A 21,195-nucleotide genomic window follows, 5' to 3' on the forward strand; every position below is an offset into this window, starting at 1 on the left:
CTTTATAAAGAGAACAAAGGAGAAAAAGATGACAATAAAAAAACGATTTTTGATTTCATACATTGGCGGTATTTTAATCGCATGGCTTTCTCTATTTGCCATTATTTGTGTCGTTCTTTATGTAACTACTGGAACAATTCCAACTCCTAACGTATTGTATCGAACGTTAACACAGCAAAGATCTTTAAGCAAAGAAGAGGAAGAAGCGTACATTAGCCTTCGAAATATTGCAAAAAAAGATCCAGAACAACTAATAAATCCTACTCAACAACGTAATGACCTGTTACAAAGATTTGAAGAAAAATCTCTAGGAATTGTGATTAGAAGAGAACAAGAAATTTTATATTATTCTGAGGAACTCGTTGAAAAATCCTTAAAAGTTCATTTTCCTGATTTTGATAAAGATAATCTTGAAACAAGAGGAACCATGGATAATGCAGGACGAATGTATCGCTATGTTAAGTTTGATTTTTATTATAATGATCTTGTTCCAGGAAGCATCTTAATTTTGAAAAAAGAAAGTAATTTCTTTGAATTTATGACAAAATGGGGTGCTGTAGTTATTGTAGGGATTCTATTTATATCAGGATTAGGGCTTTTCTTTTTGAACCACTTACAGAAAAAAACGATTATTATTCCTTTGGAGAATTTAGGTGAAGGAATGGAGCAAATTAGAGAAGGACAACTTGCGAATTATACTTTAGAGAAAAATAGTAAAAGTGTCGTCGAGGTGAAGCAATTAGCAGAAGCATTTGAAAAAATGCAAAAGAGACTTGTTGAGTCAAAAATGGAACAAAAAAAACTAGAACAAAATAGAAAAGAGTTAGTCGCTAACATTTCTCACGATTTAAAAACACCAATAACATCAATTATAGGTTATGTAGAAGGATTAATAGACGGCGTAGCCGATACCACTGAAAAACGGCAAAAATACTTAAAAATAATTCACTCTAAGTCACTATCTCTTGATTACTTAGTAGAAGAACTTTTTCTCTATTCAAAATTAGATGCAGAAGCCTTAACGTTCAATTTTGAAAAAATTGATGTAAACAATTTTTTAGTTCACTTAACGGAAGAGTTTCAACTAGGCAAACCACAAGTTAATTTCAATTTTGCAACTAAACATATACCAGCTATTTATACGTTAGCAGATCGGATTCATTTAAATAGAGTATTCAATAATTTGTTTGAGAATAGTCTGAATTATGGAAAAAAACAGAAAGCTTTATCAATCGAAATAGCTGTTTCTGAAATTGAAGAATGGGTGTTTATTACAGTAAAAGATAACGGTCAAGGAATTGCAGAAACAGAATTACCATTTGTATTTGACCGTTTCTATCGAGTTGAAAAATCTCGCACCAACATCACTGGTGGTAGTGGCTTAGGATTGCCAATTGTCAAACAAATTATTGAACGTCATGGTGGAAAAGTAATGATTGAAAGTATAGTGAATGAAGGAACTAAAGTAACCATTTTACTAAGGAAATATGAAGGAGAGGCTTTTTATGACTATTCCTAGAGTATTAATCATTGAAGATGATGAAAGTATCGCAGAGCTACAAAAGGATTATTTAGAAATAAATCAAATAGATGCCGAAATTACCAAAGATGGTTCTGAAGGATTATATCTTGCTATAAATGAACCCTTTGATTTAATTATTGTCGATTTGATGTTGCCTTCTTTAGATGGTTTTGAAATATGTCGACGGATCAGAGAGCAAAAAAATATTCCAATAATGATTGTTTCAGCAAAGAAAGAAGATATTGATAAAATTCGAGGATTAGGCTTGGGAGCAGATGATTATATGACAAAACCGTTCAGTCCTAGCGAATTAGTTGCTCGAGTGCAAGTCCATATAAAAAGATATCGACTACTGACTGGCAATGTTATTGCTGAGGATACGTTAGAATTGGGACAAATAACTATCCAAAAACAAGCTAGAAAAGTTTTTATTTTAGGTGAAGAAATATTTTTCCCAACGAAAGAGTTGGATTTACTGATTTTTTTTATGGAACATCCTAATCGCGTTTGGACAAAAGAACAATTGTTCCGACAAGTTTGGGAAATGGACGATTTAGATAGTGATGTTTATACAGTTGTTGTGCATGTCGGAAGAATTAGAGAAAAAATGAAAAAAGCGAATCTTTCAGAAAATCCAATTGAAACGATTTGGGGCAGTGGGTACCGATTTAATACTTAAATGTATGTTCAAGTGAGCAATTTTTTAGATAGATATTGTAGAATGTGGCAAGGAGTCGATGAGTTATGAATAAAAGTATTTTCCTATCGCTTTGTATCATTGGAGTAGTTAGTATTTCTGGTTGTAAAGCCGATCAACCCGCTAAATCAATAGACAGTGATACTGTTATAAGTACAATAGTTAGCGAATTATCTAGTAGCAGTCAACCAACAATGCAGAGCGAAATTGAAAAAACGTTAGGTAAAAATGAACTGATTTTTGACACACATGAGTATCAGTATGAAGTTGTTACTGGCGCCACTCAAACAACATTTGGATCCAATCCAAAACCTTTGTATACTTATGAGGAGAAATTGAAGAAGATGTTTTGGTCTAACCAACCACCATTAGGACTTATGGAAGGGAATTATTTTAGTAATCAGGGACTTGTGGATGCTGGTAACACTGGTATTGTAGAGATTGTGACAGATGATAACGGAAAAATAGTAAATGTGGAGTATCAAGAATATACCTCAAAAAATTACTATTCCTCTGAGTTTGCAGAAGTAAATAAAAGGCTATCTCATTATGCATTTTTTCAAGCCAAGAATCCAAGGACAGATACCACTTTGGCTACAATTGTTAATGGCGTGACCTTTGTTGAAAAGCAGATGCGAGAAGAAAACAGGGTAGCAGGAAATTTTAACACGGTAAAAGGCTCCTCAACGTCGGCTAGAGAGGGCGTGATGGCGATTGCTGCTGAATTAAATGATGTGATAAGAAAAACCTCTGATACAAAATATTTAGGGTATGCTGAAAAGTTCGATGATGGTATCACAGGTCGTTTGCAGCTTACCTTAAAAAATGGCAAAATTGATACTGTGCGCTATGATGAATATTTTTCAGATGCTCCTGAACAGATGAAAGATCCTAAATTGCAACCTTACTACCGACAATCTAAATATTTCTCTCTAGAATACAATAAAGCGACGGAGAATAATTTCAAAAAATTTTCTGACCAGCTGGTTCAAACTATTCTTGAAACACAAAGTCTCAAGATTGAAAATGAGAATCTAAGCAACCACCCATCTTTTGAAACATATTTAAAATTAGCTGAAAAAATAGAAATGGAGTAAATTTGAATTTCTGGGAATATTAAATCATTTAAAATAAAACAAGCCAAACGAAAAAAATTCGGTTGGCTTGTTTTATTTAGAATGTTAGGAATACTGAAAAATAGTTTTTGGGGAGATTCTCTATAATAAATTAATGAAACTACTTGTTTCTTTTCAAATGAAATAGAAATTTGATTCCGATTACAGAAAAAATAACTAATCCAGAAAAAATGAAAAGAAAACCAATCGGCAATAAGTAAAAGTTTTCATGAAGAATGCCAGAAGCATCCACATATTCAACAGATGTTGCTTTGATAAAAAAACAAGCAAAACCAAATAGTAGTAAAAAAGTTCCGATAATAGTAGAAATTAAATTGAATTTTGCTCGTCTTGTTTCACTACCATCTTTTATTAGTTTTTCTGTCATGTTGTTCACATTCGTTCCTCCTAGTATTAATTCATCAAGCGAAACATGAAAAATACTAGAAATAAGAATTAACATTTCAAGATCTGGAAGGTTGCGATTGTTTTCCCAATTAGATACAGCTTGCCTAGTTACGTTTAATCGTATCGCAAATTTTTCTTGTGTAAGGTTGCTTTGCTTTCTTAAATCTTTAATTTTATCTCCAAATTCCATAGTAGTATAAATTCCTTTCGTTGATGTTTTTTCATCATAGAAGATTTTTAGGGTTCAAACAAGAAAGTAATGCTTGCAACAAGGAATAGAACAGGGAAAGGGCTGCTTTACATCATATAAAGCTATGTATTTCAACAATTATTTTCTCTAACAGATAAATTACAGCGAAAAAATTAAATTCAATTTTACTTCTTTTCTTTATTGGAACAGTATAAAATTAGCAGTTTCTCTAAACTTACTTGTAACTTTATTTACAAGTAGCAGAAATATTTATGGAGCAAGAAAAGCATTAAAGAGGATTTAAATGATCATAGGCTAATTGATTCGATAAGAAAAATCTGACGAATTATACTGAAGTTCAATTTTGTACTGGAAAAGAAATTTTTTACAAGAGTGACATAAGGTTTGTACTTATCAATGACCACAAATTGAACTGTTTCTCTTATTTAATAATCATAGGAATAAAGAATTTTTTCGAAGTAGTCAGTTTTCGATTATCTACGATATCCAGTAACTATCTTGTTTTGTCCATCCATAAAAACAAAGCTCATTGTCCCAGAACTTTCTTTCACAGACTTAAATAAATAAAAGTAAAAATAGCTAGTTTTGAAGGAGTTGTTTATAAAATTCTTTTAAAATCAGATAAATAGTGGTTGTAGAGACATATTTGGTACGAGCAATTCCTGTCATAAGAGTATTTTCTTTCAGTTTCTTTGCAATGGAGAACTTGACACAAAGCTCAATCTTACAATGGCGTTCGGTTATTTTTTTTGAATGCAGATATTGTCCAGGCTAATAAGGCTTAGGTCTCTTGTTTGTATAATTAGAATGCAGTAACCGACATAGAAAAGAGCGAACAGCATGAAGAAAAAATTAACGAGTATTTATAGTATGAGTTTTGGAGTGAATGATAAATAAAAGAATCCCTACTTTAATTAGTAGGGAAGAATGTCGTAAGTATAAAATTGATTTTGCTTATTGTTTTTCGTACTTAATTACAAAAGATCCTAGAATATTTTCAACACCTGTTATTTTGACTACAAGTGTATCTCCTTTTTTTACTTTTGGATCAGATGAAGAAATAAAATTTAAATGTTCGCCAGTCTGTATAGTATACCCTAGTGTACCATCAGGAACATACTCATCTACCGAAATTTTTACAGTTTTACCATCTAAATCTTCCCCATTTACTAAAGCAGCCTCGGCTTCTTTTGTAGAATAGTCAGCCTTAATTTCTTTAGACCCACAGCCTACCAGTAAAATCATCAAGAAAGCCGTTACAAAAATACCCCAAATTTTTTTCATTTAAATCTCCTCTTTCTGAATTTTATATCAATTACTAATAAAGTATATCAAAGTAATAAAGCCTTTGGAAGCACCAATATGGAATGACCTTGAAAATAACCTTGATGAAGTTTTCCAAACTAGAAACTAGCGGAAATGAAAAAAGTGAAAACCCTATTCTAAAAAGGATTTTCACTCATGATGGAAACTATTGAAAACTAATAATGGAGACGGCGGGAGTCGAACCCGCGTCCAAACACATTGCCACTTAAACTTCTACGCTCATATTCGTACTATTTTAAGTTTTCGCTAGAGGTTATGCCGCACGACTGGCCCAAACTTTCGCTAGTCTGATAATCTCTTCTAATTTTTACAGACGGAAAAAATTAGTGTATCCCACTTAATTTGAGACCCTTACTCGAGCACATGGGCGATGCCGAGAGGATCTTCACTCGCTGTTTTTAGGCAGCTAAAGCGAAAGTATTGTTTTCGTTTTTAGCAGTTATATTTAACTGTAACGTTTTTACGTAGACGTAACCTACGAAGCGCAATTCAAGCTCAACTATGCCTGTCGAATCCGTAACGTCCCCGTAGCATATAAAGTTCAGCAACGATTAGTATAACATATTTCTCATGATAATTAAAGAAAAAGTTCTATAGCTGTTATAGTTAATGATTTTTCAAAAATAAGTACAGAGTACTCATTTCAAGTAGCATAAAATAAAAAATGGTCGTTTAAATTAGTTGCGAGAATGGAATACAGAAAAATGACTCCTCATTAAAATAACATGTTTTTTTGAAAGAATCCCGGTAAATAACCGTATTAATTAGTTATATCTTAGTATTTATTTCCTAATGCAATGTAGGCAATCAAAAATTTTTTCAAAAGAAATCATTTCTACTTTCGGAAAAAAACTCTGGATTTCAGTTGTGTTTTTATAACAATTTTGCTAAACTTAACAAGCATGAATAAAAAATGGTTGGGCGTAAGCTTCAAGGATCAAGTTCTTCAAGGGGTGAGAAGAACAGTTTTTGAGTTTACCCCTCTTTTTATAATGAAAAATTATTGAGGGAATAAATGATGTTTACTTAAAAAAAAGTAGCAGATTTATTCCTTTTTCGTTGCAATAATGAGGGGTTTCGTTCATAGTAAATGTATCAGTGAAACTCAATGATACAAAGAATGACGGAGGTGATGAAATGGTTTTAGAAGCACTAGAACAAATTCGGAAAGCGGAAGAGAAAGTAAGAGAACTGAAGCACGTATCAAAAAATGAAGTTCGACAATACGAAGAGCAAAAAATGAAGGAAATAAAAGACTTGCAAACAGCTAGTAATCAAAAGGTTGTTGCAATTTTAGAAGATTTGGAAAACATCCAAACAGAACAACTACAAAAAGAACGGGAAATTCTATTAGAAGAGGCAGAAGCAACAGAAAAACGATTTCAAGAAAAGTATCAAGAAAACAAAGCTCAAATGATTGAATACATTACAGAAAGGGTGAAAAAAGTCTATGGCAGTCAATAAAATGGAAAAAATGACAATTATCTCGGCTGCTGACAAAGAAGAAGTAATCCTACAGACGATTCAGGGGTTACAGGCGCTTGAAATGAAAGATTTTACTCATTCAAATGTAAAACAACATTATTTAGAAGAACACTTCCCTACTATTCATATGGAAGTGGATGAAACAAAGAAAAAACGTTATCAAGCAATGCTTACCAACATTCAAGACTCGTTAATGCTTATTGAGCGTTTTGCAGGAAATACCAAAAAAAGCAAACCAATCAAACGGCAAGTCCGAACTTTAGAATCAATAGAACAGTCTTTTGATGAAGAAAAAATAAACAGCTATCTAGTAGAACTAGCAAGTTTGAAAAAAGAGCTATTAGAAACTGAAAATAAACGCAAAGAATTGCTTGTTGAGGAGAACATTTTAGGAAGATGGCAATATCTGGATGTTATTCCTAAAAGAAAATTGACAGAATCAACAGAAATGTTGATAGGTTCGATTAATGCAGCAAATCAATTTGACTTTAAATCAGAAATTGCTAAACATGAATCTGTTTATTTGGAGGAAATTTATCAAAGTCCTCATCATGTTTATTACAGTTTAATCTATTTAAAAGAGGACCAGATGACTCTACAAGAAATAGTAAATCAATTTAGCTTCACTATAATGAAGTACCAATATGATGTCTTACCTAAAAAAGCGTATCAAACAATTAAATTGGAATTAGCAGGTTTAGTTGATAAAGAAAAAGAGATTAAAAAAGCGTTAGCTGTTTATCGAGAAAGAAAAGAAGAATTGTACATGGCTGAAGAGATGACTTATGCCTTTATTCATCGTGAAAATGCCAAGAAACATTTAGTGAACACCGATTACTTTTTTATTCTACAAGGCTGGTTGCCTTCAGATGAAAAAAATATGTTGTTAACTACACTAAATGAGTCCATACCGAAAGATGAATTATATGTACATTTTGATCAACCAACAGATGTTGAAATTGCTACCGATATCCCAGTTAAATTAAAAAATAACTCAGTTGTAGCACCATTTGAGATGTTAACAGAAATGTACAGTTTACCTAAATATACGGAAATTGATCCGACCCCAATTATGACCCCATTTTACATGGTATTTTTTGGAATGATGGTTGCAGATATCGGTTATGGTTTATTAATGTTTTTAGCAACATTGATCGTTAGTAAAACAACTATTTTACCAAAAGGAATGAAGCGTTTTTCTGATTTCTTTTTTATCCTTTCGTTTCCGACAATTATTTGGGGTTTTATTTACAGCTCATTTTTCGGAGCTTCGTTGCCAAAAACGTTTTTAGGAATCAATTTACCTTTTCCTATTTTGTCAACAACCGAAGATGTTAACGCCATTTTAATTCTTTCAGTTGTCTTTGGTTTTATCCAAATAATGGTTGGATTAATGGTAAATGGGATTGAGTTGACAAAGAGAAAACGATATTTGGAAAGTGTCAGCGAAAGCTTCGCTTGGCAAGGACTACTAATTGGGATTTTAATTGCAGTTCTTAGTAAACTTATTCTAAATAGCGATGGCTTGTTTATGACAGGAGTTATAGTGGCTGTTATTTCTGCGTTATCAATCGTTATCGTACCGATTATTCAAACCAAATCAAAAGTAAAAGGGCTGGCAAAAGGACTATACGGCTTGTATGGATTAACTAGTTATATTGGTGATTTAGTGAGTTATACTCGCTTGATGGCTTTAGGTATATCTGGTGGAAGTATTGCAGCTGCGTTTAATATGTTGGTTGCATTTATGCCGCCAATTGCAAGATTTACGGTAGGAATTCTTTTACTAGTTGTTTTACACGCATTAAATATTTTCTTAAGTTTATTGGGCGCTTATGTTCATGGTGCAAGGTTACAATATGTAGAATTTTTTGGCAAATTTTACAGCGGAGGAGGACGTGCTTTTAATCCTTTGAAAACAGAAGAAAAATATATGAATATTGAAAAAAAACAGAATTTAAAACAGTGATGGAGGAATAAAACAATGATGGATTATTTAATTAACAATGGTGGCGGTATTATTTTTGCAGTATTAGGAATGTCAATGGCGACAATTTTGGCTGGGATTGGTTCGGCTAAAGGAGTAGGTTTTACAGGGGAGGCAGCGGCTGCATTAACAACAGAGCAACCTGAAAAATTTGGACAAGCACTGATTTTACAATTGCTACCAGGTACACAAGGTTTGTACGGTTTCGTTATTGCCTTCTTAATTTTTATTAATTTAAATGCTGATATGTCAATCGTTCAAGGAATGGGTTACTTTGTGGCTTCATTGCCAATTGCGTTTGCAGGATTATTTTCAGGAATTGCACAAGGACGAGTTGCTGCAGCTGGGATTCAAATTTTAGCAAAAAAACCAGAACATTCAACGAAAGGAATTATCTATGCTGCAATGGTTGAAACATATGCCATTTTAGGCTTTGTTATTTCCTTCTTACTTGTACTAAATGTGAAGTAATAGTAATAAGGAGGAATAACGAATGGATGCAATTGAAAAAATTGTTGAACAAATTCTTGAAAAAGGGCAAACTGAAATCCAAGATTTTGAAAAAATAGAAAAAAAGCGCATTGATGAAAATAGCAAGGCGCAACAAGAAGCGCTAGTCCTTCAGGAAACAACGTTGATTCAAAAGAATGAAGTGAAAGCGAAGAAAAATTTTAAACAAAAGCAGAATCGTCAACAGTTAGAAATAAGACAGGGAACACTAAATAGAAAACAGGAATATTTAGAAAGTCTTTTTGCTGAAGCTGTTTCAAGTATGAACGCATGGTCAGAACCAGAATTTCAAACATTTGTTAAGCAAAGTGTAGCTCAATTACCTATTACTGGAGAAGCATTTATTTCACTAGGAGAGTTATCTCAAGGGAAAATCAACCAAAAATGGTTGGATGACAATCAAACTGCTCAGTTAAAATTGATCTTGAAAGACGAAACAATCGGCGGTCAAGGTGGAGTAGTGGTTGCACAATCAGGTGTAGAGTATAACTTCCTTTTCGCTAGTCTAGTTCAAGAAATCCAAAAGCAGGAGAGTTACACCATCGCAGAAATGTTATTCAAATAGGAGGATTAAAGATGAAAGAAACAGCATACAATCAAATAAATCCTCTGATTCGATTAAAAGAAACAGAGCTGCTAACAATTCCGCAATACGAACAATTATTACAAGCGACATCTATTGATGGAGTGAAAGAAATCTTAAAAAATACGATTTATGGTACGCATTTAAGTAACGATTTTGAAGAAAATTTTGAGTACATTTATTCAAAAGAACAAGGTGAGCTGTATGAATGGCTCTATGAAATGGCCCCTGAAACAGAAGTTGTCTCTATTTATACTTCTCGTTTTACTTTTCATAATCTGAAAGTTTTAACAAAAGCTGAAGTAACAGGCAAGAATTTGGATCATTTATTTATTAATGATGGAAGATATTCCTTAGAAACAATAAAAAGCGCTATTCATACTAGGATGTCAACTGAGTTATCTGAACCGATTATGCAGGCAGTTTGCGAAGTAACGGATTACCTAGAAGAATCTAACTTGCTTCAAGCAATTGATATCATCTATGATCGCACCTATTTAACTTACCAACGACAACTAGCTGACAAATTGGGCTATCAAGACATTTTAGAAGAAGTAACGTCATTTATTGATTTAACTAATATTTCGATTATGGCAAGAGGAATTGTTCAAGGGCAAAGTGAAAATTTTTTATCAACTGTTTTGTCTAGTTCTGGAAGTATTTCAAAAAATATTTTCTTAGATTTTACAGAAAAATCACTTGTAACATTCACAGAATTTCTTTTAACGACTAAATACAGTTATACGTTGATACCAATTATTTCTCAAGATACTAAGGAAATAGATTTAGTCGCTTTCGAAAAAATAAAAGATGATTATTTAACTGGAATGTATGATAAAGCCAGAGTTGTAGCTTTTGGTCCATTACCGCTACTAGCTTTTCTGAATGCAAAAGAAGTGGAATGGAAAAATTTGCGTCTGATTCTAATTGGAAAACGCAGTGGTTTTTCAGTTGAACAAGTGAGAGAAAGGATGCGGTTGACTGATGGGGCATAAAATTGGTGTGATTGGCGACAGAGACTCTGTGATGCCTTTTAAACTATTTGGTTTTGAAGTCACTTATGCAGTATCAAGCCGACAAATCCGTGAAACAATTGAAAGAATGGCTGAAGAAAAATTTGGTGTAATCTTTATTACAGAAGATGCAGCAAAATTAGCTATTGAAACGATTGAACGATACAAGGTAGAAGTTACGCCAGCCATTATATTAATACCAAGTCATAATGGAACGAGCGGTATTGGTAGGCAAGAGGTACAGGACAATGTTGAAAAAGCGATAGGGCAAAACATTTTGTAATCAATTTGTAGAACGATAGTTTAATGAATATTGCTTTAATCACAGTGAATGAACTATTTTATGATACAAGAAAGTTGAGAATCAGCTTGACCCTTTCACTAAAGGAGGAATGACGGTGCAACAAGGTAGAATTATTAAAGTATCTGGTCCTTTAATCATGGCAGAGAATATGTCTGATGCAAGTATTCAAGATATTTGTCATGTAGGAGAACTAGGTGTAATCGGAGAAATTATTGAGATGCGTGGAGATGTCGCGTCTATTCAAGTATATGAAGAAACAACTGGAATTGGCCCAGGTGAGCCAGTAGTAACGACTGGAGAGGCATTATCCGTTGAGTTAGCACCAGGTATGATTGCAGAAATGTTCGATGGAATCCAACGTCCATTAGACACTTTTGCTGAAGTCACAAAAAGTAATTTTCTTGGAAGAGGGGTTCAGATTCCTGCTTTAAACCGAGAAAAGAAATGGCTATTTGAATCGCAGGTTGCAGTAGGCGATCAAGTTGTTGCCGGTGATATTATCGGAATCGTTAAAGAAACAAAAGTTGTCGATCATAAAATCATGGTTCCTTTTGGTATCAGTGGAAAAATCAAAGAAGTTAAAACAGGTGAATTTACCATTGAAGAAACAATCTATGTGATAGAAACCGCAACGGGTGACAAAGAGTTTACGATGATGCAAAAATGGCCCGTTCGTCGTGGTCGTCCTATCTCAGAAAAATTGAATCCAGAAGTTCCGATGATTACCGGTCAACGTGTGATTGATACCTTTTTCCCTGTGACAAAAGGTGGAGCAGCAGCCGTACCAGGTCCCTTTGGGGCTGGTAAAACAGTGGTTCAACATCAAATAGCGAAATGGGCGGATGTAGATTTGGTTGTTTACGTAGGCTGCGGAGAACGTGGAAACGAAATGACGGATGTACTAAATGAATTTCCAGAATTGATTGATCCAAACACTGGCGAATCAATCATGGAGCGTACGGTTCTAATTGCGAATACTTCTAACATGCCAGTGGCTGCTCGTGAAGCTTCCATCTACACAGGAATTACTATTGCAGAGTATTTCCGTGATATGGGTTATTCTGTAGCCATTATGGCAGACTCAACTTCTCGTTGGGCGGAAGCACTACGTGAAATGAGTGGACGTTTAGAAGAAATGCCTGGTGATGAAGGATATCCTGCTTATTTAGGGAGTCGTTTAGCAGAATATTATGAACGGGCAGGACAAGTGGTTGCTTTAGGTAGCGACAAACGGGAAGGAAGTATTACTGCAATCAGTGCGGTATCTCCATCTGGTGGAGATATTTCTGAACCAGTTACTCAAAACACATTGCGTGTTGTAAAAGTATTTTGGGGCTTGGACGCAACATTAGCTCAAAAAAGACATTTTCCTTCCATCAACTGGCTTCAAAGTTATTCTTTATATGCTTCAGAAGTAGGTAAATATCTAGATCAACAGCTACAAACAGATTGGTCGTCGATGGTTACCGAAGGGATGAGAATTTTACAAGAGGAATCACAGTTAGATGAAATCGTTCGTTTGGTTGGGATTGACTCATTATCCGATAAAGATCGCTTAACTCTTGAGGTGGCCAAGTCCATTCGTGAGGATTATTTACAACAAAATGCCTTTGATGATGTTGATACCTTTACTTCAAGAGAAAAACAATTCAAAATGTTGAATTTAATTTTAACTTTTGCAGAAGAAGGGCAAAATGCATTAGCGTTAGGTGCTTATCTAACTGAAATTATGTCTGGAACAATCACTATTCGTGATCAAATTGCTAGAAGCAAATATGTGCCAGAAAATGAGTTAGAAAAGTTAGATCTATTAATTGATGAGATAAAAATTACACTGAAACGTATTGTATCAGAAGGAGGAATGACGAATGATTAAAGAATATCGTACAATAAATGAAGTCGTCGGACCTTTGATGATTGTTGAAAAAGTGGAAGGCGTTAAATATGAAGAACTAATTGAAGTACGTCTGCAAAATGGAGAGATTCGCCGTGGCCAAGTTCTAGAGATTAACGGAGACAAGGCAATGGTGCAAATATTTGAAGGAACAAGCGGCATCAATATTCGGGATTCAAAAGTCCGTTTTCTAGGTCATCCACTTGAACTAGGTGTTTCTGAAGATATGGTAGGACGGATTTTTGATGGTTTGGGTCGTCCAAAGGATAATGGTGTAGATATCCTTCCAGAAAAAATGGTGGATATCAATGGTGAAGTAATTAATCCTGTTTCAAGAGATTACCCAGATGAATTTATTCAAACGGGAATTTCAGCGATTGACCATCTAAACACACTGGTAAGAGGACAAAAATTACCTGTATTTTCGGGATCTGGTTTACCTCACAAAGAGTTGGCTGCACAAATCGCTCGTCAAGCAAATGTTTTGAATAGTGATGAAGAATTTGCCGTAGTATTTGCTGCAATCGGGATTACCTTTGAAGAAGCAGAATTTTTCATGGAGGACTTCCGCCAAACAGGAGCTATAGATCGTTCAGTGATGTTTATGAATCTGGCAAATGATCCTGCAATCGAACGGATTGCAACGCCTCGCATGGCTTTAACAGCTGCTGAATATTTGGCTTATGAAAAAGGCATGCACGTTTTGGTTATTATGACTGACATGACAAACTATTGTGAAGCCTTGCGTGAGATATCTGCTGCTCGTCGGGAAGTTCCTGGCCGTCGTGGTTATCCTGGATATTTGTACACAAACTTAGCTACTCTTTACGAACGCGCCGGTCGAATTCGCGGGTTAAAAGGTTCTGTAACGCAAATTCCTATTTTAACTATGCCTGAGGATGATAAAACGCATCCAATTCCCGATTTAACTGGTTATATTACTGAAGGACAAATTATTTTATCAAGAGAACTATTTAAGAGTGGGATTCAACCACCTATTGATGTGTTACCATCTCTTTCACGACTGAAAGATAAAGGAACAGGTGAAGGGAAAACTCGTGGCGACCATGCCCCGACGATGAATCAATTATTCGCTGCTTATGCACAAGGTAAACAAGCAAAAGAGTTAGCAGTAGTTTTAGGTGAATCGGCTCTTTCTGATGTAGATAAAATTTATGCAAAATTTGCTGAACGCTTTGAAAAAGAATATGTTAATCAAGGGTTTACTGTCAATCGTTCCATTGACGAAACTTTAGATTTAGGCTGGGAACTCTTATCAATGCTTCCTAGAACTGAGTTAAAACGTATCAAAGATGACATGCTGGATCAATATTTGACTAAAGGAGAGTGATAGAGTATGGCTCGATTGAATGTCAACCCAACTCGAATGGAACTCACTCGATTAAAAAAACAATTAAATACAGCAAGTCGCGGTCACAAATTATTAAAAGATAAGCAGGACGAGTTAATGCGTCGCTTTATCCTCTTAGTGAAAAAAAATAATCTTCTTAGGATTGAAGTGGAAGAAGAGTTAACGACTGCATTATCTAGTTTTGTTTTGGCAAATGCTACGTTGAATGAATCCTTTATCGAAGAATTGGTTGCTATTCCAGCAGAAAATGTTACTCTTGATGTTATTGAAAAAAATATTATGAGTGTCACAGTTCCGATTATGAATTTTGACTATGATGAAGCTATTGGAGAAGCACCTTTAGATTATGGTTACTTGAATTCAAATGCTGAATTGGATGTTTCGTTTGATAAGCTATCTAGCATTTTGCCAAAGCTTTTGGAATTAGCTGAAGTAGAAAAAACTTGTCAGTTAATGGCTGCTGAAATTGAAAAAACACGTCGTCGTGTGAATGCTTTAGAATATATGACGGTTCCTCAATTAGAAGAAACCATTTACTATATTAAAATGAAGCTAGAAGAAAACGAACGTGGTGAAATTACACGCTTAATTAAAATCAAAAATATGGGTAGTAATACCTAATAGGAAAGTGAGATGAATCGAAGTGGTTCGTCTCACTTTTTTGTGTAGATTCGTAACTGTAAAGAAAACTTACCGAAGTGTAAGGATTATTGTTAAAATGTAAGTGGGATTCCTTTCATGGAAGTTTTAAACTAAGTGTATCAACTAAAGAAGGTGAAAAAATGGATATATTAGAAGTTACTCATTTAAAAAAGGTTTATGAAACAAGATTTTCTAGTAACAAAGTAACCGCATTAAAAGATGTCAGTTTCAACGTCGAAAAAGGTGAATACATTGCGATTATGGGAGAATCTGGTTCAGGAAAAAGCACTCTTTTAAATATCTTAGCAACTTTAGACACACCAACTTCTGGAACTGTAAAATTAAAAGGGGAAGACATTTCAAAAATTGCTGAAGGCAATCTTGCTGACTTTCGAAGGAGACATCTAGGGTTTGTTTTCCAAGACTTCAACTTACTAGACACATTCTCCGTCAAAGACAACATTCTGCTTCCACTTGTTTTATCTAAAGTTCCATATAAAAAAACGGAGCAAGAATTGGCACCTATTGTTAAATCGCTTGGTATTCAAGAGTTATTAGAAAAATATCCTTACGAGATTTCAGGAGGTCAAAAACAGCGAGTTGCCGCTGCCCGAGCATTGATTACAGAACCGGATTTATTATTGGCCGATGAACCTACTGGAGCCTTAGATTCAAAAAGTTCGGAAAATTTGTTGTCTTTATTTCAAGAAGTGAATTTGAAACAGCAAACGATTGTGATGGTCACTCATAGTGCTGTCGCTGCTAGTAGAGCTAACAGAATTCTTTTTATTAAAGATGGACAAGTTTTTCATCAACTCTATCGAGGAACGCAATCAGATAGCGAGCTTTTAGAATCTATTTCTAAAACTATGACGAACTTGTTAAGCAAGGAGGTCTAATAAAATATGTTGTACTTTAAACTTGCAAAAACAAATCTAAAAAAGAATTACTCTATGTATTTCCCATTTGTTATAGCGACTATTTTTACAGTTATTTTAAATGTCATCATGCAAGTGATGCTTCATAATGAAGGGATGAATACATTACCTCAAGCAGCTTCAGCAAAAATGATGTTTGATTTAGGGAGCAAAGTGATTATTATCTTTTCTGTGATTTTTACATTTTATACACATAGTTTTCTGATTAAGCAGCGCAAAAAAGGATTAGGATTATATAATATACTTGGATTAGATAAAAAACATCTGACAATTATGCTGTTTATTGAAAATGCTCTGGTCTACTTTGTGGTAATGCTTTTAGGATTGTTTTTAGGAATGGTTACTTCTAAGCTAATGTTTTTGATTTTGAAAAAAATGACTGGTTTAGGAAATGATTTTGTTTTCAACTTAACTACCGATTCTATAGTGACAGTAATGATCCTCTTCTTAGTTATTTTCTTTTCGTTGTTTGTTTATGATACGATTGAAGTAAGAAAGACAAAGCCTGTTGAGTTGATGGCCGGCGGAAATACTGGGGAACGAGAACCTAAAAATCATTGGTTTTTAACTTTAGTTGGACTAGCTACCTTAATCGCAGGTTATAGTATTTCTGTAACGATTAAAACACCCTTACAAGCCATTGCATTGTTTTTTGTAGCAGTTCTTTTAGTTATCGTGGGAACATATCTGCTATTTATAACAGCAAGTATCAGCTTTTTGAAAATATTAAAGAGAAGAAAAAGCTTTTATTATCAACCTCAGCATTTTATTTCAGTTTCAGGGATGATATATAGAATGAAGCAAAACGGGGCAGGATTAGCAACTATTTGTATTTTATCAACTATGACACTAGTTACTTTGTCTAGTACGATTTGTTTGTATATAGGAATGGAGAATAGTGTGCAGAATCGAAATCCATTTGATGTGTCCATTGATTCAAAAATAGAGAAAGTACAGCTAGACAATTTAATAAAAACAACAATAGATGAAAACAAGATAAAAAAAGTAAAGTACCTATCTACGTCTATTTATTCCAGCGTTGCAATGACTTCAGAAGATAATCGATCATTTCGGTATACAGAATTAAATACAAGGGGAACTCAAGGGGCAACTTTATTTCAGTTTATGTCTTTGGAAAATTTTAACCAGTTACAGAACGAAACCAAGACGTTAACAGAAAATCAGCTTTTAATCTGTTCGTCGGACGATTGGTTGGAGGAACCAAATATTTTTCTTGCAGGCAGAGAATTTCAAGTGAAAGAAGTCATTGGAAATCTGCTTATTCATTCAAAAAATCAACCAGATATTGGAATTAAATCAAGCATTCTCGTTTTTAAAGATCATGAAGTGATTATTAATTTTATTCAAGAGCACCTTCCAGAAGTCATTGCAAATAACAGTCTGGAAAAGAAATCAGAAGGATTTTTGAAATTTAAAGGAACAGAAATGGCGCGACAGCAATTTGTTGCCCAGCTTACTAGTAATTTAGAAAATTTTTCAGTTGAAAATAATAGATTAGGATATCGAATAAGTTTTATTGATGACGATCGAAAAGATACAACGGCAAGCATTGGTGGTTTTTTATTTATGGGTATTGTCTTTGGCCTTAGTTTTGTGGTAGCAACAGCCTTGATTATTTACTATAAGCAACTATCGGAAGGAAATGATGATCGTTTAAGATTTGAAATCATGCAAAAAGTTGGATTAAGCCACAAAGAAGTCAAAAGAACGATCCACAGTCAAATTTTGCAAGTATTTTTCTTGCCAATTATTGTTGCTAGTATTCATTTAACCTTTGCTTTTCCGATGATTCAAAAACTATTGTTTTTATTCGGTGTAACAAATAAGAATCTGCTGATTTTCGCTACGATTACTGTGGTTGTGGCGTTTGCAGTGATTTATCTTTTGATTTACTGGCAAACCTCTCGAATTTATTATCGATTAGTAGAACGTAGATAAGAAAAAAATCCATAAACATTGATCTGTTTATGGATTTTTTGTATTTTCTTTAGGATAATCTTTACTTTGTATCGTCCATATCTGGTCTGTTAGTTGGGAAATGAAAGGAATGCCATTTTCCCCTTTCGTATAGACTGTCAGAATGAAAGGATACTCTGTCTCAAAAATACCAATATCATGGATAAAATCGTTGTAAGATCCTATTTTGTGGGCGACTTTTCCGCTTGTAGTAGGAGTGTCCATTCTTTCATGGAAAACTGTTCGTTTCATATAATCATAGATTGTAAGATACTCTTTATCCGTAGCTTTTTTCTTATAAAGTTCTTCTAAAACGGTCGCCGCTTCTTTTGAAGTGATCTGAGTACTTTCTAAATTAGGAGTTTTCTTAAAGAAACGAGCATATAAATCTGTTCTCGCTTTTTTATCTCCACCCAATGCATCATAGAGCATATTTTTAGCAATGTTATCAGAGTAAACAATATTGTATTCTTGTAAGGTTTTTAAAGAATAACTTGGTTGAATATCGTAAATCAGAAGACCAGTGCCTTCTTCATAATCTTCTTCTTCATTATAAGGAATTTGCATATCCCATTTTAGAGAACCTGAGTTGACTTTATCTGCAATAAACATAGCTAAAGGAACTTTTATTGTACTAGCAGTATAAAAATCTTTATCTCCATTTATTGAAATTTCCTTTCCTGTTGTTAAATCAATATAGGTCAGCCCGACATCGCCCTTAAAAGAAGTTTTAGCCTGAGTTAATGCTACTTCGACTTTCTTATAAAAAGCAGCTAAATTTTCTTCACTTTCAGTTTGTGATTCAGTAGTAGCAGAATCTGAGGAGATCGTTGAACTATTTTTTGTGTTTGCTTCTTTTGCGTAATCCACTGTGTGAGACGAAAAAAAGAAGGAGATAATTAGAAAAAAACAAATTAGAAAAATCGCGCTGTACAAAGAGAGTCTTCTTTTTTTCAAAATCAATAATTTCCTTTCTAAAAATGCATTCAATAAGATAGATGAAAAATGAATCAGAAAATCTTAGAGTACAATACCAAATTATTTAAAAAGTTCTAGCTAAAAAGAGAACCAAACTCATTTAATCATTTTTTTGTTTCTTTTGCAAGATGACAATTAATAAAGTAAGAAGAATGTCATAAAAATCTAAAAGAGAGCGAAACAAAACTATGTTTTAGTTTTGTTTCGCTCTCTAAATCCAAATAAACGGCTTAGAACAAAATGCAACGGCCACTTTGTTTCAAGTAGATCAAGTTCTGATTGCTAAAGTATAAAGTTCTTAAATTATTTCTCAACTCTAAACACTGTTGTCTCGACCTCATTCATATTATTTTTTCGTAATTCTTGATGTAAATATTGGGCATCACTTGCTAAAGTTTGCCCAATATTTGTATCTTTAACTTTCAATCGCTTTACCTGTCGATCAACAACCTGACGTGTTGTAGAAATATCAGAGTTGGTCAAAATCGCTTCTTGCTTTCCAGAAAATGGTTTATGGGCAGCTAACTGCATCCCAAAAGAGTTATAAAGTAGTGTGTAACCACCAATTCCTGTAACTTCTTGATACGATTTTGAAAATCCACCATCAATTACTAACATTTTTCCTGACGACTTAATGGGAGATTCTCCGTTTACTAATTTAATTGGTGTATGTCCATTAATAATATGACTTCCTTCTGCAGGTAAACCAAATTCTTTTAAAATCGCGTTACAAATTTCAGGCTCATTTCTTAATTCATAGTATGGATTTTTGATTTCTAGATGAGTTTCTTTATCCTCTAAAAAATAACGCTCAAATGTTTTCATAGCATGTTTGCCAAAAAGAGAAGACCCATCGCCACACCACAGATACCAAATCATATCTGTTGAAAAATCATCTGTTATTTCTGGAGAGGCAAAGGAGATACGCAAATTTTTTTCGAAGAAATCAATTAAGGCTTTGCCATCGTATGACTGACCATTAAACGTCAGTTTCTTGAAAGAACCATCTTTATTTAGTGGAACACAGCCATGAATCAAAAGATTTTGGTTATAAGTTAAATATAAAGAACCGTTTTCCATCAGAAAGGTCATGTGGTCTTTCAATTTTTTTGATTGTTGAAAAGCTGAAAGTAGGTCGTTCATTATTTCTGTTTCTTCTTCGGTTAATTGGAAGGGAGCAGCCCAATCAACGGTTTGAAAACACTCATTAATTAGGGGATATGAAACGCCTTGAAGGACAATTGTATTCAAGTTATTAATTTTATCTAAGCATAAACGGTGTTCCATTTGAAACTCAGGTCGTCTTAAAATAATCTGAGCTTCCAACTTTTCTTGAATAACAGCAATTGCTTGCTGAATTTTCATCGAATCCACTAACTCTTTGGTTGAAAGGTTCCTATAAGGATTTCTCTTAGGTTTAAAGTGAAGGTTATGTTGATATTTTTTCTGACTAAATTCCCTTAATTTACTTAGATCTATACCATAAGCTTCTTCTAAAATATTAAGATTGCCATAACGAGAACAAATCCTAATAACATTTGCCAAACAGGCTTTTGAACCACTAAATGCCCCCAACCAGATAATGTCATGATTGCCTAATTGAATGTCTAAAGAATGATACTCTTTTAATTTATCCATAATTTTTTCTGGGTGAGGACCACGATCATAAATGTCTCCAATAACATGTAAATGGTCAATGACAAAACGTTGAATTAAATAAGCTAAGTCTGTAACGAAGCGTTCAGCTTGGCCTAAATCAATAATTTTTTCGATAATTTGCGCATAATAGGCTTTTTTATTTGTTGTTTCATCGTATTGATAAATCAATTCTTCTAAAATATAAGCATAGGTTTCAGGAAGAGCTTTTCGCACTTTTGAACGGGTATATTTACTTGATGAAAAACGAACTAGAGTGATTAAATATTCAATTTTATTAAACCACCATTCCTCAGAAAGGGACTGTTTCTTCTGTAATAAAGCTATTTTTTCTTCTGGGTAGTAAATAAGAAAACAAAGTTCATTAATTTCTGTTTGCGACAGCTTTTTAGCGAAAATAGTCATCACTTTATCACGAATACTGCCAGATCCATTTCTTAATATGTGGTCAAACGCTTCAAACTCACCATGTAAATCACTGACAAAATGCTCTGTTCCTTTAGGTAAATTCAAAATGGCTTCTAAATTGATAATTTCCGAAATCATTTCATTCGTTTTACTTTTTTTCATCAAGATA

Annotated in this window: 18 protein-coding genes, 1 other RNA gene and 1 other annotated feature; of the genes, 14 read left to right on the top strand and 5 right to left on the bottom strand. The window is 33.8% G+C overall.

Annotation, left to right across the window (positions count from 1 at the left end; genetic code table 11):
- The first annotated feature begins 28 nt into the window (after positions 1–28).
- The 3 genes from BCR26_RS16370 (at position 29) to BCR26_RS16380 (ending at position 3,316) form a co-directional block, all read left to right on the top strand.
- The gene (locus BCR26_RS16370; RefSeq protein WP_069700022.1) at positions 29–1,519 is read left to right on the top strand and encodes a sensor histidine kinase; all 1,491 of its coding nucleotides are present in this window, start codon (positions 29–31) and stop codon (positions 1,517–1,519) included.
- Positions 1,506–2,201 (top strand): response regulator transcription factor, encoded by a 696-nt coding sequence (locus BCR26_RS16375; protein ID WP_084387182.1) that lies wholly within the window; start codon positions 1,506–1,508, stop codon positions 2,199–2,201. Before BCR26_RS16370 ends, BCR26_RS16375 begins: the two co-directional genes overlap by 14 nt.
- 65 nt (positions 2,202–2,266) lie before the next feature.
- Positions 2,267–3,316 (top strand): hypothetical protein, encoded by a 1,050-nt coding sequence (locus BCR26_RS16380; protein WP_069700023.1) that lies wholly within the window; start codon positions 2,267–2,269, stop codon positions 3,314–3,316.
- Positions 3,317–3,455: 139 nt separating this feature from the next.
- Here the strand turns inward: BCR26_RS16380 and BCR26_RS16385 are convergent, their stop codons facing one another.
- The 3 genes from BCR26_RS16385 to ssrA form a co-directional block, all read right to left on the bottom strand.
- Entirely contained in the window at positions 3,456–3,932 is a 477-nt protein-coding gene (locus BCR26_RS16385; protein ID WP_069700024.1) for a DUF3955 domain-containing protein, read from the bottom strand.
- Positions 3,933–4,907: 975 nt separating this feature from the next.
- Positions 4,908–5,237 carry a hypothetical protein gene (locus BCR26_RS16390; protein ID WP_069700025.1) on the bottom strand — a complete coding sequence of 110 codons (330 nt, stop codon included), beginning with the start codon at positions 5,235–5,237 and terminating at the stop codon, positions 4,908–4,910.
- A 201-nt stretch (positions 5,238–5,438) separates the two neighbouring features.
- Positions 5,439–5,806: a transfer-messenger RNA gene (gene ssrA / locus BCR26_RS16395) on the bottom strand.
- 388 nt (positions 5,807–6,194) lie between these two features.
- Positions 6,195–6,242, top strand: a sequence feature (sodium ion sensor (DUF1646 type); this cis-regulatory element may regulate processes involved in with the transportation of sodium ions).
- 174 nt (positions 6,243–6,416) lie between these two features.
- Here ssrA and BCR26_RS16400 point away from each other — a divergent pair.
- From BCR26_RS16400 to BCR26_RS16450, 11 genes are all read left to right on the top strand, one after another.
- Entirely contained in the window at positions 6,417–6,743 is a 327-nt protein-coding gene (locus BCR26_RS16400) for a hypothetical protein (RefSeq protein WP_069700026.1), read from the top strand.
- On the top strand, positions 6,730–8,733 hold the full coding sequence (locus tag BCR26_RS16405) for a V-type ATP synthase subunit I (protein WP_069700027.1): 2,004 nt from the start codon (positions 6,730–6,732) through the stop codon (positions 8,731–8,733). Before BCR26_RS16400 ends, BCR26_RS16405 begins: the two co-directional genes overlap by 14 nt.
- 15 nt (positions 8,734–8,748) lie before the next feature.
- Complete coding sequence (locus BCR26_RS16410; protein ID WP_069700028.1) at positions 8,749–9,222, top strand: V-type ATP synthase subunit K; 474 nt, start codon at positions 8,749–8,751, stop codon at positions 9,220–9,222.
- Between the two features lie 22 nt (positions 9,223–9,244).
- Positions 9,245–9,826, top strand: coding sequence for a hypothetical protein (locus BCR26_RS16415; RefSeq protein WP_069700029.1), 582 nt, complete (start codon positions 9,245–9,247; stop codon positions 9,824–9,826).
- Positions 9,827–9,837: 11 nt separating this feature from the next.
- Positions 9,838–10,839 carry a V-type ATPase subunit gene (locus BCR26_RS16420; RefSeq protein WP_069700030.1) on the top strand — a complete coding sequence of 334 codons (1,002 nt, stop codon included), beginning with the start codon at positions 9,838–9,840 and terminating at the stop codon, positions 10,837–10,839.
- Positions 10,829–11,140 (top strand): V-type ATP synthase subunit F, encoded by a 312-nt coding sequence (locus BCR26_RS16425; protein ID WP_069700031.1) that lies wholly within the window; start codon positions 10,829–10,831, stop codon positions 11,138–11,140. Before BCR26_RS16420 ends, BCR26_RS16425 begins: the two co-directional genes overlap by 11 nt.
- Before the next feature lie 115 nt (positions 11,141–11,255).
- Positions 11,256–13,037, top strand: a complete 1,782-nt coding sequence (locus tag BCR26_RS16430) for a V-type ATP synthase subunit A (protein WP_069700032.1) — start codon at positions 11,256–11,258, stop codon at positions 13,035–13,037.
- On the top strand, positions 13,030–14,406 hold the full coding sequence (locus BCR26_RS16435) for a V-type ATP synthase subunit B (RefSeq protein WP_069700033.1): 1,377 nt from the start codon (positions 13,030–13,032) through the stop codon (positions 14,404–14,406). Before BCR26_RS16430 ends, BCR26_RS16435 begins: the two co-directional genes overlap by 8 nt.
- 6 nt (positions 14,407–14,412) lie before the next feature.
- The gene (locus tag BCR26_RS16440; RefSeq protein WP_069700034.1) at positions 14,413–15,048 is read left to right on the top strand and encodes a V-type ATP synthase subunit D; all 636 of its coding nucleotides are present in this window, start codon (positions 14,413–14,415) and stop codon (positions 15,046–15,048) included.
- 161 nt (positions 15,049–15,209) lie between these two features.
- Positions 15,210–15,968: an ABC transporter ATP-binding protein gene (locus BCR26_RS16445; protein WP_069700035.1), complete on the top strand. Its 759-nt coding sequence runs from the start codon at positions 15,210–15,212 to the stop codon at positions 15,966–15,968.
- A 6-nt stretch (positions 15,969–15,974) separates the two neighbouring features.
- A complete protein-coding gene (locus BCR26_RS16450; protein ID WP_069700036.1) occupies positions 15,975–17,966 on the top strand; it encodes an ABC transporter permease in 1,992 nt (663 codons plus the stop codon).
- Positions 17,967–17,993: 27 nt separating this feature from the next.
- On the opposite strand, the gene BCR26_RS16455 is transcribed toward BCR26_RS16450, so the two are convergent.
- Positions 17,994–18,941, bottom strand: a complete 948-nt coding sequence (locus BCR26_RS16455) for a serine hydrolase (protein ID WP_069700075.1) — start codon at positions 18,939–18,941, stop codon at positions 17,994–17,996.
- A 324-nt stretch (positions 18,942–19,265) separates the two neighbouring features.
- Positions 19,266–21,188: a fructose-bisphosphatase class III gene (locus BCR26_RS16460; protein WP_069700037.1), complete on the bottom strand. Its 1,923-nt coding sequence runs from the start codon at positions 21,186–21,188 to the stop codon at positions 19,266–19,268.
- Between the last annotated feature and the right edge of the window lie 7 nt (positions 21,189–21,195).

The organism is Enterococcus rivorum (assembly GCF_001742285.1).
GTDB lineage: Bacteria > Bacillota > Bacilli > Lactobacillales > Enterococcaceae > Enterococcus_L > Enterococcus_L rivorum.

Bases quoted from the DNA above. Each gene is read 5' to 3' on its own strand.
- BCR26_RS16380 (WP_069700023.1), top strand. From the start codon at position 2,267: ATGAATAAAAGTATTTTCCTATCGCTTTGTATCATTGGAGTAGTTAGT.
- BCR26_RS16400 (WP_069700026.1), top strand. From the start codon at position 6,417: ATGGTTTTAGAAGCACTAGAACAAATTCGGAAAGCGGAAGAGAAAGTA.
- BCR26_RS16410 (WP_069700028.1), top strand. From the start codon at position 8,749: ATGATGGATTATTTAATTAACAATGGTGGCGGTATTATTTTTGCAGTA.
- BCR26_RS16415 (WP_069700029.1), top strand. From the start codon at position 9,245: ATGGATGCAATTGAAAAAATTGTTGAACAAATTCTTGAAAAAGGGCAA.
- BCR26_RS16370 (WP_069700022.1), top strand. From the start codon at position 29: ATGACAATAAAAAAACGATTTTTGATTTCATACATTGGCGGTATTTTA.
- BCR26_RS16425 (WP_069700031.1), top strand. From the start codon at position 10,829: ATGGGGCATAAAATTGGTGTGATTGGCGACAGAGACTCTGTGATGCCT.
- BCR26_RS16440 (WP_069700034.1), top strand. From the start codon at position 14,413: ATGGCTCGATTGAATGTCAACCCAACTCGAATGGAACTCACTCGATTA.
- BCR26_RS16450 (WP_069700036.1), top strand. From the start codon at position 15,975: ATGTTGTACTTTAAACTTGCAAAAACAAATCTAAAAAAGAATTACTCT.
- BCR26_RS16375 (WP_084387182.1), top strand. From the start codon at position 1,506: ATGACTATTCCTAGAGTATTAATCATTGAAGATGATGAAAGTATCGCA.
- BCR26_RS16405 (WP_069700027.1), top strand. From the start codon at position 6,730: ATGGCAGTCAATAAAATGGAAAAAATGACAATTATCTCGGCTGCTGAC.
- BCR26_RS16460 (WP_069700037.1), bottom strand. From the start codon at position 21,188: ATGAAAAAAAGTAAAACGAATGAAATGATTTCGGAAATTATCAATTTA.
- BCR26_RS16390 (WP_069700025.1), bottom strand. From the start codon at position 5,237: ATGAAAAAAATTTGGGGTATTTTTGTAACGGCTTTCTTGATGATTTTA.
- BCR26_RS16445 (WP_069700035.1), top strand. From the start codon at position 15,210: ATGGATATATTAGAAGTTACTCATTTAAAAAAGGTTTATGAAACAAGA.
- BCR26_RS16385 (WP_069700024.1), bottom strand. From the start codon at position 3,932: ATGGAATTTGGAGATAAAATTAAAGATTTAAGAAAGCAAAGCAACCTT.
- BCR26_RS16420 (WP_069700030.1), top strand. From the start codon at position 9,838: ATGAAAGAAACAGCATACAATCAAATAAATCCTCTGATTCGATTAAAA.
- BCR26_RS16435 (WP_069700033.1), top strand. From the start codon at position 13,030: ATGATTAAAGAATATCGTACAATAAATGAAGTCGTCGGACCTTTGATG.